We start from the raw sequence: 12,907 nt of genomic DNA, 5'->3' as shown, positions 1-12,907 counted from the left end.
ATGGAATTCTTCGTCTACCACCGCGACCGCCCCGGCTCGGCCGCCCTCCGCGACCAAATGCTCGAGGACCACTGGTCCTACATGGATCAGTTCCAGGACCGCATGATCGCGCGCGGCCCCACCCTCACCCCGGACGGCGAGACCGCCACCGGCAGCGTCCACATCGTCGACCTGCGCACGGCCGCCGAGGCGCGCGCGTTCGCCTTCGACGAGCCGACCTACCAGGCCGGCGTCTACCGCGACGTCATGCTGCGCCGATGGCGCAACCTCCTCGGCCGCACGATGTGGGACTACCCGCCGGGCCGCGTCGAAAGCGACGGCTACCTGGTGATCGGCCTCGGCGGGGCCAAGCCGGTCGGCCCGCCGCCGGCCTCCGACCGGCTTATCGCGTACGGCCCACTACTCTCCGACAACGGCGACACCCAGGTGGGCGCGGCCGTCCTGCTTCAGGCCCCCGACCCGGCGGCCGCCGGCGCCGCCCTGCCGCCCGACACCTACGCCGCCGTCGAGGTGCACCACTGGGCCTCCGGGGGCCGCCCGGCGTGAAGGCAGTTTCCGCCGGCCCGGGCCGGGGTATCACTATCCCGCTGGCACGACGACGTGGAGGTGCGACATGGCGTTCGACGACAAGGTCGACAACAAGGCCGAAGAAGTGGGCGGCAAGGTCAAGGAGGGCGTCGGCAAAGCTACGGACGACGAGCGCCTGGAAGCCGAAGGCAAGGCCGACCAGAGCAGCTCGAAGCTCAAGCAGGCCGGCGAGAACATCAAGGACGCCTTCAAGTCCTGATCGCCGAACTTCCGTACCCGATCCCCGCGAGCGCACTCAGCTCGCGGGGATCGTTCGTGAGCGGGTCCGCGGGGCAGCCGGTGTGTTCCGGCGTTGCTAGGGTGCCTGTTCAGGAGTTACGGGGATGGTGGTCGATGGAGCTTCCGGCGGATGGGGACGTCGTGTTCGTGCCGGCGCGGCCGGTGCGGGACGGTGCGGAGAGGGAGCCGGCAGTCGAGCTGAAGCGGCTGGCCGCGACCGGTGAGCGGGTGGGGCTGGCGTTCAGCTCCGTCGAGGCGCTCGTCGGCGCTCTGGGGCCGTTTCAGCCCTGGGTCGGCCTGCCGATGTACTCGTACGTTGCCTGGCTGCGGATGCAGGGGGTCTACCGCGTCCAGGTGGACCCGGCGCACGGGGCCGACGCGCGGGAGTGGTCGGCCGAGGATGTCTTCTACGCCTCGGAGGTGGACTGATGGGTGCGGGCTACCAGGTCGTCTACGACGATCTCGGTGACATGGCGTCGGCGTTCACGGCCGAGTCGGGAACGTTCGCCGGGCTGCGGGGCAAGATGGCGCCTCCGCCGGTCGACGGGGGAGATGCGACCGTCGACGCCGGGATCTCCGCGGTGCTGTCGCTGTTCGCGTCGCTCAACGTGGGCATCAGCACGGCGATGGCCGAGCACGGCACCAAGCTGAAGGAGTGCCACGACGACTACAAGCAGAACGACTCCGACGTGGTGGCGCTGTACAACAAGGTGATCGGCGAAGCATGAAGATCGGTGGGGACATCGCGGGCCTGCACCGGGTTGCCGGGCTCCTGACGGGCGTCGTCCCGGAGATGAAGGGGAGCGCCGAAGCGCTCAGCGGGCGGGTCGACGCGCTCGTCGGTGACGCCGGCTGGTCGGGTGCGGCGGCCGAAGAATTCAAGGGCGCGTGGGAGCAGGACGCTACCGCGACCGTCGAGCTCAGCTCGTGCGTACAGCTGGCCGGGACGACGCTGGCCGACCTGGCCAACGGCCTTCAGGCCGCGCAGCGGCAGATGGACCAGGCAGTTTCCGATGCGTTGGACGCCGGGGTGCCGGTCACGGCCGACGGATCGGTGCCGCCCGGGGTCTACACCCCGGAGGTCATCGCGGCGATGAACCGATATTCGACCGCCTCCAAGGCCGCCCAGCAGACCGCCCAGGACGCGCGGGACACGGCCACCGAGATGCTGCACGAGATCGCCGCGGCGATCTCGGGGGAGCCGACCTCGTTCCTCAAGTCGGCCGACGTGGCGATTCTGGCGGCGTCGCTGAAGGGCTACTACGCGCTGCCGAACGAGTTCGCCGAGGACGCCAAGACCAAGCTCGACGCCTTCAACCGCCGCTACAAGGACACCCAGTTCGCGCGCAAACACAGCCCCGCCGGGTCCAAGGCCAAGGCCGCGCTGACCGCCGAACTGGCCGACATGCGCGCCGAACGCCGGCTGCTGAAGACCAATTTGAGTGCGGCCGAAGACGTGGCCGGACATTTCAAGGGCGGCCACTTCCTCGGCAGCTCACTCGGCGACCTAGCCGAGGGCCTCGGGGCGGTGGAGGACGGCAGCCGGCTGTCCCGGCTGCTCGACGGCGTGCCGGCGGTCGACGTCGTGCTCGGCGGGTTCGCGACCTGGGCCCAGGCCAAGGAGGACCACGAGAAAGGCTGGTCGTGGACCCACGCCATCCTGGTCGACGGCGGTTCCAACGCGGCCGCGATCGGCGCCGGCCTGGCCACCGACTGCATCCCGTACGCCGGGCCGTTCCTGGCCCCGTTCACGTCGTACGGTGTCGGTGCGTTCGGCTACGAGGCCGGGCACGAGGGCCACTGGAACGAGCACATCACCGAGGACGGCTGGGTCAAAGGGATCGGCGAGGGCTTCTTCGACACCGGCAAAGCCACCTGGGACGAGGACGTCGTCGGCATGTACCACAAGGTCGGCCACGACATCGAACATCCTCAGGAAGCCGCCAAGAGCCTGTGGCACGGCGTCAAGAACCTATTCTGACGAGGGCTGACGCAGAATGAGCAAGAAGCGACGGCTGGAGGACGACCCGGAGGTCCGGCTGCGCCGGGAGGCCCGGCTGAACGGCGGCGTGCTGCCGGTGCCGTTCCTCGGCCAGACCTGGCAGACCCGCGGTGGCGCATACTGGCGTCGCCGGGTCGGTGCCGTTGTGCTTTTTCTGCTCCTGCTCGCCCTGGTCGGGGGCATGGCGACAGGTTTCACGATCGGCATCGTCGGCGACGGCCACAATGTCGTCCGGGTCATCCTGGCCGTGGTCTACGACCTGACGTTCGTCGCGGGCGTCCGCACCGGGCTCCGCAAGGTCGCCGAGGCGCCGCTCGACGACAGGAAAGGCGGCCCGGGCGTCCACGTGCCGAGCGGGCCGCTCGCGTTCGTGCTGGCCCCGTTCGGCACCGGGCTGGTCGTCACCCTGCTGATCGCGATGTGCGGCCGCGACTTCCTCGGCGAACGCCGCGCCCGCGAGGCGAGCACACAGACCTGACGGGCGCCGGACGCGGCGGCTCGTATGCCGGGCTTAGCCCGTGGTCATCGCTCTCCGCTGCGTGAACAATTGCTGGAATACGGCTCGATCGCCTTTCAGAGTATCTTTCCATGGACGAGTGACCGGGATCATCGGGTAGGTGCCGACCCTCACTGCGGGACTTGGCGGGATTCGATGCGAGTTGGTGCATCGGACCATGGTTTCGAAAGGCCACCTTTCCTTGACGCGGAAAGGGTCCACCTGTTGGACGGCCCCGAGTTCTGATCGGACCAGTTGGGTTCCTCTGCATAGGGGGCAGATCGCTCAGATGATCAGATAAATGTCAGGAGACCCGGTTGAAGTCAAGCGCAGGAGTGATAATTTCATGCTGTCCATGTCCACACATCGATTTCTGGGAGCCCAATATGGCGGTTGTCGAGTTTGATTACAATGGCCGCACTTACTGCGTCGATCACGGGAGATATGACTCAACCAACATTCACTCTTTGAATTTGATACGCCAGAACATCACGCTCAGCACCGATATCATCACTAACGAAAAGATTCTCGTAGACTGGAGCGAGATTTCGGTGCTGCGAATCGTATCGTGAGTCTGACCAGGCCCACCGGAGCTGGCAAAGGTTGCACAGCCCCCGGGCGCCGAACACCGCCGAATGACTAACTGAGTGGCACTCATTAGCGATCGAGGTAGAACGTCGGTCGACATCCTGAGATCGAAGCCGGAGTTCAGGCGTGGTGTTGTAGCTGCTTCGATGGCCGTGTCGGTTGCCCGGGGTCAAGCAGTCGTCAGTATTCGAAAGCTCCCTGCGCATCTTCGACATCGGCGCCCTAGCGGCGGCGCAAGATAGCCGCATATCGGACATCGATCGGAGCAAGGTTGCTCGTCGTTCGACTCGGCTTCGGTCAAGATTATCTTTGCAAGCTTGACGCGCTCACGTGAACGGCACCATACCGTTCCCAGAACCCGTTGCGATCGCTGTGACACTGGCGAGGAGATGTGCGACACCCACGACCGTTCCCCTTTTGACGGGAGCAAACGGGATCCCGGCCGGGGTTGTCCCGACGGGAGAGGATTCGAGACGGTAGCGAGCCGAGGCCAGAATGACCCCGGCTCAGATAATTCATTACGCGGTATGACGTGCTGAATGTCAAGGTGAGTGGCAACGCCTACAGATAAGCGGGTCAGCGGTCATAGCGCTCACGATTGATAACTACCCATTCGGCCGGCGCAAAAAGCATGGCTGAGGGCATTGACCAGGAGGGCGACGGACGAGTCGGCCTGTACGCCGGATTCTGTTCCCGGCGACTGTGGTCGCCGGGGGCGGCCATCCATCTCGGCCTGACGTTGCCGTCAGGCTCTTGCGGCCTACCCGCAGGCTCGGGCGAGCAGCCCTCGAACGCCTGCGCCGGCCGCCTCCTTGCGGGGGCGGCCTTACTTGGCCTTGCTCCGGGTGGGGTTTACCGAGCCACCCCGGTCACCCGGGGTGCTGGTGAGCTCTTACCTCACCGTTTCACCCTTACCGATGTCGTGAAGACACCGGCGGTCTGTTTTCTGTGGCACTTTCCCGCGGGTCGCCCCGGGTTGCCGTTAACAACCACCCTGCTCTGTGGAGTCCGGACGTTCCTCGGCGGGGCCTGGGAGACCCAGACACCGACGCGACCGCCCGGCCGACTCGTCCGTCGCGTCCGTCAGTCTAGAAGAAGGCTCGGTAGAGCAGGATGAGGCCCACGATCGTGCCGAACGTGACGATGAGGTAGCGGAGTACGCGGGCCGGGAGGCGGCGGGCGACCTTGGCCCCCGCGTACCCTCCGATGATGGTGGCCGGCGCGAGCGTGAGCGCCGCGCCCCAATGGACGTGGGCGAAGATCGCGAAGACGACGACGGTGACGAAGCCGACCGAGGCCGAGAGCACGTTTTTGAGGGCGTTGATGCGTCGGAGCGGCTCGTCGAGGATCAGGGCGAGGGCGGCGACGTACATGACGCCGAGCGCGGCCCCGAAGTAACCGCCGTAGACGGCTCCGACGAACACCACCCCCTGCAGGGTCCACGAGGCGCGCCGGGGGGACAGCGTGCGCGGGTGGCCGACCAGTGCGCGCAGCCGTTCCTGGAAGGCGAGCGTGAAGGCGGCGCCGAGGACGAGGAACGGGACGATCACCTCGAACGCGCGGGCCGGGGTGAGCAGGAGCAGGGCGCAGCCGGCGACCGCGCCGACGAGGCTGGTCGGCACGATCGCGCGGACCCGGGTGCCCTGGCCGGCCAGGTCGGCGCGGCTGCCGGCGACGCTGGAGACGTAGCCGGGGAAGACCGAGACCGAGTTGGTGACGTTGGCGTCGACCGTGGTCAGGCCGGTGGCGATCAGGCTCGGGAACGTGATCAGGGAGCCGCCGCCGGCGATCGCGTTTACCGTTCCGGCGGCGATTCCGGCCAGGACCAGCAGGAAGTAGTGCATCAGGCGAGGTCGGACGGGTCGGTGTTGGCGCCGCAGAGGAGCACCACGACCCGCTCGCCGGGCGCCGGTTGGTAGACGCCGGAGGTCAGGGCGGCGTACGCGGCGGCGGTGCCGTGCTCGACCACGATGCGGTAGTCGTCCCAGAGGCGGCGGCGGGCGTCGACGATCGCGTCGTCCTCGACCAGGAGCGTCGGCACGTCGAAGGACGAGGCTAGCTCGTAGGGAATCCCGCCGGCCCGGCGCGCGCCGAGCGAATCAGCGGCAACGCCGGAGACGGGCACGTCGACGGGCCCGCCCGACCGCAGAGCGTCGTGCAGTGCCGCTGCGGTGACCGGCTCCACCGAGACGACTCGCGCCGCCGGGCTCAAGGCGGCGATCACCCCGGCGATCAGGCCGCCCCCGCCGACCGCGACCAGCACCGTGTCGAAGCCGCCCGGGACCTGGTCGAGCAGTTCCAGGCCGAGCGTGCCGTTGCCGGCGATCATCGCCGGGTCGTCGTAGGCGTGGCAGAACAGCGCGCCCGTCTCGGCGGCCCGGGACACCGACGCGGACAGGGCCTCCGCGTACTCGTTGCCGACCTGGACCACCCGGGCGCCGAGTTTGCCCAGCTTGGCCACCTTGACCGGGGGAGCGGTCACCGGGACGTAGATCTCGGCCGGCACGCCCAGTTCGCGGGCCGCGTAGGCGGCGGCCAGCCCGGCGTTGCCGCCGGAGGCGGTGATGATGCCGGCGGCCGGCACTGTCGGTGCCGACAGGATCTGGTTGAGCATGCCGCGGGTTTTGAAGGATCCGGCGTGCTGCGTGTATTCCAGCTTGAACCACAGCGAGGCACCCACCGGCAGGACGGGGGTGTGCCGGATGCGGCCGCTGATTCGTGAAGCGGCCGCCCGAACGTCTGAAACGTCGATCACCGGGCAATACTAGGCAATGCTCCAGCTAACGCTCTGTGCTGAGCGGACCGGGCTTTCCTTTCCCACCAGGCGGGCCAGGTCGAGGAGCCGGTTGGAGAAGCCCCACTCGTTGTCGAACCAGCCCCGCACGCGGACGCCGCCGTCGGCCGTGGTCTGGGTGCCGGACGGGTCGAACAGGCAGGACGCCGGGTTGTTCTTGACGTCGATCGACACGGTGGGGTCGGGGTCGTACGCCAGCACCCGCCGCAGCGGCCCGGCCGCCGCCTCGGCCATCGCCCGGTTGACCGCCTCGACGCTGACCGGCCGGTCGGTCTGCCCGGTGAGTTCGGCCAGGGAGCCGATCGGGGTCGGCACGCAGTAGTAGCTGTAGCGCATCTCGCCGATGGCCGGCAGCGCGGTCTGCACGAGGTCGCCGACCACGTAGTTGTGGGGGATGATGCTCTCGCCGGTGGCCCGGCCGAGCCGCGGGTCCTCGCGCGACGTGCCGACCAGCGAGTCCTGCACCTTGCCCCACCCCTGGACGGCAAGGAACACGGACGTGCTGACCGAGTGCAGCCCGAACCGGTCGAGCAGCACCTTGGCCATCGTGGTGAGCGCGTTGACCCCGCACGATGCGGGTGACACCACGTCGTGCCGGTCCGGGTCGTACGTGTCGTGGTTGCTGCCGTAGATCAGGAACGCGTCCGGGTCGTCAGCCGATGCGCTGATGACCACCTTGCGGGCGCCGCCGTGGGTGATGTGTGCCCGGGCCGGCCCACCGGCCCGGAACCGTCCGGTGGCCTCGATGACCACGTCCACTCCGCAGTCGGCCCAGGGAATGCGCTCCGGGCGGTCGTGATGGAATGTGCGGATCGATTGGTCATTCACGACGAGTTGCTCGGCGCGCGCGGCGACGGTGCCGGGAAATGCACCGCGAATGCTGTCGCGCCGCAGCCCGTAGGCCATTTTCTCGGTCGAGGCAAGGTCGTTGATGGCGGATATCGTTATTCCGGAATGCGGGTTCGCCGCGACGATCCGGGTAACGCATCGGCCGATTCGCCCGAATCCGTTGATGCCGATCGTGACTGTCATCTCAGGCTCCTCGGCTGATCTTGATCTTGGCCGCCGCGGGGGTGCGGCGGACGTCGGTTACCCAAATTCCACGCTTGGTCACGCTCCCGACACTAAGAGTTGTGCAACTTGCACGTCAACGGAGGAAACCGTCCCAGCCTGAGTCATGATCCACATAAGGCCTGGTAAGGGCCTGTTCGTATTCCGATGGCCAGGATTTGGCACGCAGGAGGTCACTTCGTCATTCGGATGAGCCGTGCGCATTCTGGCCAGGAGTGGCATTCCCTCGTGAGATTTGCAACTCGAGGATCGTGCCATCCGGGACGCTCCGACTTGCGATATTGCCAGACGAGTCATCTATTACGACGGCGCAGAACGACGATGCCGGCGATCAGTACGAGCAGCAGGACCGTGAAGCCGAGCATTGCTGTGGTGACTGTCACGAACTGCGTGGCGATGCCGATCCCGAGGACGGGGAGGATCAGGCCGGCGTAGCCGATCAGGAACAGGCCGGCCAGCGCCTCGCCGCGTACCGCGGGCTGGGCGGCGGCCGCGACCGTGCCGACCGCGGTCTTGAAGAGCAGGCCCGAGCCCGCCCCGGCGATGATGCCGCCGGCCAGGAACAGCCCGAGCGACGGCAGTTGCATGCCGGCGGCCAGGACCAGCACGCCGGTCGCCTGCGCGATCAGGCCGAGCCCGAACCGGCGCCGCGGGTCGAGCGCGCCGGTCACTGCCTGTGACGTCACGCCGGCGCCGAAGACCAGGAAGGCGACCACGCCGGCCAGCAGGCGGCTCGGGTGGTGCAGCGCACCGGCCACAAAACCGGGGGCCAGCGAGGTGAAGAGCCCGTAGACCGCGAAGGCGGCGAAGGCGCCGGCCGCCGCGACCAGGTAGGCGACCCGGTCACCCGCGCCGATGCGCGGGCGCTGCGGCCGGTAGTGCGGGCGGACGGCCGGCGCGATCACCGTCTCGGGAACGGTGGCGACGGCGACGACGCCGAGTGCCAACAGGATCAGGAAGACGACGTACGGCGTACGCAGGGGAGCCGTCACGAACTGCGCCAGTGCACCGCTCACCAGCGTTCCCACCCCGAGGCCGCCGAGGTTCGCCGCCGACGAGATGATCTCGAACCGTCCCCGGCCGGCGTGCGGCCGGTGGGCCGAGTGCAGTTCGAGCAGGTACGCGGTGGCGGTCGCGGTGATCAGGCCGACCCCGACGCCGGTCAGGAAGCGGGCCAGGATCAGCCCGGGCAGCGCCGTCCAGGTGAGGAAGAGCACCGCGGCGACGATCTCGATCGCCAGCGCCGGCAGCAGGATCCGCTTGCGGCCGGTCCAGTCGGAGATGTGCCCGGCCAGCACGAGGGCGGTGATCACGCCGACCGCGTAGACCGCGAAGACGATCGTCACGGTGAACGCCGAGAACCCGTCCTGCCGCTGGTAGAGCGGATAGAGCGGGGCCGGGACGGTGGAGAACGCGAGCGCGGTCAGGAAGACGGCGGCGATCAGCCAGAACCCGAGGCCGTGCCGGGCGGAGCCGCGCGGGGCCTCGTGGGCCGCGCGCCGGGAGTCGATCAGCAAGCTCATGAGTCCGAGAGTGCGGCGGCGGAAGCATCAAGTACAACGATGATTCCTGCTGGTATCCATCACCGGATGTGATAGTTACGAGCCATGGAACTGCGGCACTTCGAATACTTCGTGGCGGTCGCCGAGGAGCGCAGCTTCACCCGGGCCGCCGCCCGCCTGCACGTCGTGCAGTCCGGCGTCTCCGCGGTGATCAAGGCGCTGGAGCGTGAACTCGGGGCGGAACTGCTGGAGCGTACGTCCAAGCGGGTCGTCCTCACCGATGCCGGTGAGGCCCTTCTGCCCCGGGCGAGAGCCGCCCTCGACGCGGCCCGCGTGGCCCGCGACGCGGTCGACGAGGTGCGCGGCGGGGTGCGCGGCACCGTCCGGATCGGCACGCTGACCTCGGTCGGAATGATCGACGTGCCGGCGCTGCTGGGCCGGTTCCACCGGGCCTACCCGGAGGTGCGGCTGCAGCTCGCGGTCTCGTCGCGGGGCTCGGTCGGGCTGCTCGAGGGGCTGGTCGACGGGTCGATCGACCTCGCGATCGCGTCGGTGCCGGGCCGCCCGCCGGCCGGGGTGCACGTCCGCCAGACGCACCATGAGCAACTGCACCTCGTGCTGCCCGAGGGGCACCGGCTCGCGGCCGCCGGCGAGGTGACGATCGCCGACCTGGCCGGCGAGGCGTTCGTCGACTTCCCCGAGGGCTACGGCAACCGTTTCGTGGTCGACCGCGCGTTCGCGGCGGCCGGCCTCCAGCGCCACGTCGCCATCCAGGTGATGGACATCGCGAGCGGCGCCAGCTTCGTCCGGGAGGGCCTTGGTGTGTCCTTTCTGCCGCGGTTCGCCGTACCGGACCGGCGCGGCCTGGTCGTACGGCCGCTGGCCGGCAGCGACCTCGACTGGCCGCTCGGTCTGGCGGTCTCGGCGCTGCAGGCGCCGAGCGCCGCGACCCGGGCCCTGATCGAAGTGATCGAGAAAAGCCTCGGATAGGCGCGAAACGCCCACACTCGGGTGATTGGTGAGTAAAGCTGCTTCTCGAGGGATCGGAGGGAACGGCGATGACCGAGGAGCAGCAGCAGATCGAGTCGGTGTGGAGATTCCGGCGGTTCGCGCTCGCCGTCTGCATGATCGGGATGCTCGTCCAGCTCGGGCTCACCGCCTACTACCTGGGCATGGGCCACCGTGCCGCACCCCACGAACTGCCGGTCGGGCTGGTCTCGACGGCCGCCAAACGCACCGCGGTCGTCATGCAGCTCGAGCAGGCCGGTGCGTTCCGGGTCACCGACTACGCGTCGAGCGACGCCCTGAAAGCCGGCATCATGCGCCGCGAGGTCTACGGCGGCGTCGACATCTCCGGCTACCAGCCGCGGCTCTACGTCGCCTCGGCGGCCGGTCCGGCCGCGGCGTCGCTGCTGCGCACCACGTACGTCGGTGTCGTGCAGCAACAGGCGACGGCGGCCCTGGCCGACTGGGCCAAGCAGGGCGAGAGGATGCCGGTCGCCCAGGCGCAGATCCTCGCCACCCCGCCGGTGGTCATCGACGTGGTGCCGCTGCCGCGCGACGACACCAACGGCGTGTCGCTCGGCTTCATCACGCAGGCGCTCGCGCTCGGCGGAACGATCGCCTCGATGGGACTCGGCCGCCTGATTCCCCGGGCGAAAAGATCGTGGCGGCGCGGCATTGCCCACGTGACGACGCTGATCGCGTACGCCATCGGCTCGGCCGTCGTCGTGCTGTGGTCGATGGGATGGTTCGGCGTCGGCCGGGCAGCCGACCGGTGGGAGATGCTCGGCATCTTCACGCTGATCTCGCTCGCCATCACGGCCTCGACGGCCGGCGCGGTCGCGCTGCTCGGACCGCCGGGCGCGCTGATCGGCGCGCTGTATTTCACGCTCGGCACGGTCATCTCCGGCGCGAGCATCCTGCCCGAGTTTCTCCCGGCCTTCGGCCGGCACGTCGGCGAGAACCTGCCGACCGGGGCCGGCGTTCAAGCCGTACGCGACGACCTCTACTTCCCGGACGCGCCGGTGGCCGGGCATCTCACCGTGCTCGCGCTCTACGCCGGTCTCGGCTGCCTGGTCGTGCTGGTCACCAACATCCTCCCCAACCGCAGCGACCACACCTCCGAGGTCGAACTGGAACTGGTCGAACGGCTGGAGGGCGCCGAGCGGCGCGAACCGGTGATGGTTGCCGCTCAGATTTCCTAGTCGCCGCCGAACAGCCTTAGGTGGGAATCGACAAGGTGAACTCTCGCATCACGGACATTCAGAGCCGGATCCTCGCCCTGCAGGGCAAGGTCGGGGCGCCGGCTTCCACTTCCGCGCCCGCCTCCTCGTCCGCTTCCTCGTCGCAGTTCTCCGACTATCTGCAGGACGCGATGTCCGCCACCGGGACCGGCACCGTCTCGGCCGCGGGGCGCAACTTCACGCTGAACAGCAAGGGGATCCCGACCGAGCTGGCCGACTACGGCAACGGGAAGATCCCGCGGAGCGCGCTGGAACAGGTGGGGAACACCCACCACCGGTTGTGGGCGCCGGCCGCGGAATCGCTGACCCAGATGATGGCGGACGCGAAGAAGGACGGCGTCAACATCGGCATCACCGACTCGTACCGGCCGTACGACGAGCAGGTCGACCTGGCCAAACGGAAGGGCCTGTACTCGCAGGGCGGGCTGGCGGCCAAGCCCGGCACCAGCGAACACGGCTGGGGCATGGCCGCCGACCTCGACCTGAACAGCAAGGCCCAGTCGTGGATGCATCAGAACGCCGCCAAGTACGGCTTCGTCAACAACGTGTCGCGCGAGTCGTGGCACTGGGCCTACAAACCCAACGGCGTTTAGGCGCGGCAGATCAGCTCGCTGTGCAGTAGTGACAGCCAGCCGTCCGGATCGGCGGCCCAGGTGCGCCAGCCCGCGGAGATGCGCTCGAGGTCCGGCTGAGTGGCGGCGCCGGTGCGGAGGGCCTGGGCGGCCATGTCCGACTTGAGAACGCGGTCGGCCCACATGCCGCCCCACCAGTCGCGGTCGGTCCGGTCGGCGAAGCACCAGGTGCTCGAGGTGGCGGTCACGTCGGTGAAGCCGGCCGCGTGGGCCCAGGACAGCAGGCGGCGGCCGGCGTCCGGCTCGCCGCCGTTGCCCCGGGCCACCTTTTCGTAGAGGGCCAGCCATTCGTCGAGCTCGGGAAGCTGGGGCCACCAGGTGAACGCGGCGTAGTCGCTGTCGCGGACCGCGACGAGACCGCCCGGCTTGGCCACCCGGCGCATCTCGCGCAGCGCCGCGACCGGGTCGGCGACGTGCTGCAGCACCTGGTGCGCGTGCACCACGTCGAACGTGTCGTCGGGGAAGCCGAGGGCGTGGACGTCGCCGGCCTCGAAGTCGACGTTGGTCAGGCCGCGGCGGGTGATCTCGGCGCGGGCCAGGTCGAGCGCCGCCTCGGTCACCTCGAGGGCAGTGACCCGGGCCGGTGTGACGAGGGTCGCCAGGTCGGCCGTGATGGTGCCGGGGCCGCAGCCGACGTCGAGCACCGAGGCGCCGGAGGAAAGATGCGGCAGGAGGTATCCGGCCGAATTCTCTGCGGTGCGCCAGCGGTGCGAGCGCAAGACCGATTCGTGATGCCCGTGCGTGTACGTCGCCATGTCCTCGACGCTAG

General features: G+C 68.9%; 14 protein-coding genes and 1 other RNA gene. 9 read left to right on the top strand and 6 right to left on the bottom strand.

Annotated features, from left to right (window positions below; translation table 11 throughout):
* The 6 genes from ACIA5C_RS28650 (at position 1) to ACIA5C_RS28625 (ending at position 3,287) form a co-directional block, all read left to right on the top strand.
* Positions 1 to 546: a YciI family protein gene (locus ACIA5C_RS28650; protein ID WP_396059970.1), complete on the top strand. Its 546-nt coding sequence runs from the start codon at positions 1 to 3 to the stop codon at positions 544 to 546.
* Between the two features lie 67 nt (positions 547 to 613).
* A complete protein-coding gene (locus ACIA5C_RS28645) occupies positions 614 to 787 on the top strand; it encodes a CsbD family protein (RefSeq protein WP_396059968.1) in 174 nt (57 codons plus the stop codon).
* 134 nt (positions 788 to 921) lie between these two features.
* A complete protein-coding gene (locus ACIA5C_RS28640; protein ID WP_396059966.1) occupies positions 922 to 1,236 on the top strand; it encodes an SAV_915 family protein in 315 nt (104 codons plus the stop codon).
* The gene (locus ACIA5C_RS28635) at positions 1,236 to 1,535 is read left to right on the top strand and encodes a DUF6317 family protein (RefSeq protein WP_396059964.1); all 300 of its coding nucleotides are present in this window, start codon (positions 1,236 to 1,238) and stop codon (positions 1,533 to 1,535) included. Before ACIA5C_RS28640 ends, ACIA5C_RS28635 begins: the two co-directional genes overlap by 1 nt.
* Positions 1,532 to 2,788 carry a WXG100 family type VII secretion target gene (locus ACIA5C_RS28630; RefSeq protein ID WP_396059962.1) on the top strand — a complete coding sequence of 419 codons (1,257 nt, stop codon included), beginning with the start codon at positions 1,532 to 1,534 and terminating at the stop codon, positions 2,786 to 2,788. The genes ACIA5C_RS28635 and ACIA5C_RS28630 overlap by 4 nt, the downstream gene beginning before the upstream one ends.
* 16 nt (positions 2,789 to 2,804) lie before the next feature.
* The gene (locus tag ACIA5C_RS28625) at positions 2,805 to 3,287 is read left to right on the top strand and encodes a hypothetical protein (protein ID WP_396059960.1); all 483 of its coding nucleotides are present in this window, start codon (positions 2,805 to 2,807) and stop codon (positions 3,285 to 3,287) included.
* 1,266 nt (positions 3,288 to 4,553) lie between these two features.
* Here the strand turns inward: ACIA5C_RS28625 and rnpB are convergent.
* From rnpB to ACIA5C_RS28600, 5 genes are all read right to left on the bottom strand, one after another.
* An RNA gene (rnpB, locus tag ACIA5C_RS28620) (RNase P RNA component class A) lies at positions 4,554 to 4,963 on the bottom strand.
* Positions 4,964 to 4,981: 18 nt separating this feature from the next.
* Positions 4,982 to 5,737 carry a sulfite exporter TauE/SafE family protein gene (locus ACIA5C_RS28615; RefSeq protein ID WP_396059958.1) on the bottom strand — a complete coding sequence of 252 codons (756 nt, stop codon included), beginning with the start codon at positions 5,735 to 5,737 and terminating at the stop codon, positions 4,982 to 4,984.
* Positions 5,737 to 6,648, bottom strand: a complete 912-nt coding sequence (locus tag ACIA5C_RS28610) for a threonine/serine dehydratase (RefSeq protein WP_396059956.1) — start codon at positions 6,646 to 6,648, stop codon at positions 5,737 to 5,739. Before ACIA5C_RS28610 ends, ACIA5C_RS28615 begins: the two co-directional genes overlap by 1 nt.
* Before the next feature lie 9 nt (positions 6,649 to 6,657).
* Positions 6,658 to 7,719, bottom strand: a complete 1,062-nt coding sequence (locus tag ACIA5C_RS28605; protein ID WP_396059954.1) for a type I glyceraldehyde-3-phosphate dehydrogenase — start codon at positions 7,717 to 7,719, stop codon at positions 6,658 to 6,660.
* A gap of 332 nt (positions 7,720 to 8,051) precedes the next feature.
* On the bottom strand, positions 8,052 to 9,281 hold the full coding sequence (locus ACIA5C_RS28600) for an MFS transporter (protein ID WP_396059952.1): 1,230 nt from the start codon (positions 9,279 to 9,281) through the stop codon (positions 8,052 to 8,054).
* Between the two features lie 84 nt (positions 9,282 to 9,365).
* Between ACIA5C_RS28600 and ACIA5C_RS28595 the strand changes: the two genes are divergently transcribed.
* The 3 genes from ACIA5C_RS28595 to ACIA5C_RS28585 all read left to right on the top strand — a co-directional run bounded on the left by ACIA5C_RS28595 (position 9,366) and on the right by ACIA5C_RS28585 (position 12,099).
* Complete coding sequence (locus tag ACIA5C_RS28595; protein ID WP_396059950.1) at positions 9,366 to 10,250, top strand: LysR family transcriptional regulator; 885 nt, start codon at positions 9,366 to 9,368, stop codon at positions 10,248 to 10,250.
* Positions 10,251 to 10,318: 68 nt separating this feature from the next.
* A complete protein-coding gene (locus ACIA5C_RS28590) occupies positions 10,319 to 11,467 on the top strand; it encodes a hypothetical protein (RefSeq protein ID WP_396059948.1) in 1,149 nt (382 codons plus the stop codon).
* Between the two features lie 35 nt (positions 11,468 to 11,502).
* The gene (locus ACIA5C_RS28585; RefSeq protein ID WP_396059946.1) at positions 11,503 to 12,099 is read left to right on the top strand and encodes a D-alanyl-D-alanine carboxypeptidase family protein; all 597 of its coding nucleotides are present in this window, start codon (positions 11,503 to 11,505) and stop codon (positions 12,097 to 12,099) included.
* On the opposite strand, the gene ACIA5C_RS28580 is transcribed toward ACIA5C_RS28585, so the two are convergent.
* Positions 12,096 to 12,893, bottom strand: a complete 798-nt coding sequence (locus tag ACIA5C_RS28580; RefSeq protein ID WP_396059944.1) for a class I SAM-dependent methyltransferase — start codon at positions 12,891 to 12,893, stop codon at positions 12,096 to 12,098. The two genes, ACIA5C_RS28585 and ACIA5C_RS28580, sit on opposite strands and share 4 nt — an antisense overlap.
* Positions 12,894 to 12,907: the final 14 nt, after the last annotated feature.

This window comes from Actinoplanes sp. NPDC051343, assembly GCF_044455125.1.
Classification (GTDB): Bacteria; Actinomycetota; Actinomycetes; order Mycobacteriales; family Micromonosporaceae; genus Actinoplanes.
Note: the sequence above shows the minus strand (reverse complement) of the source record. Positions and strands in the feature narration are given on the sequence as shown.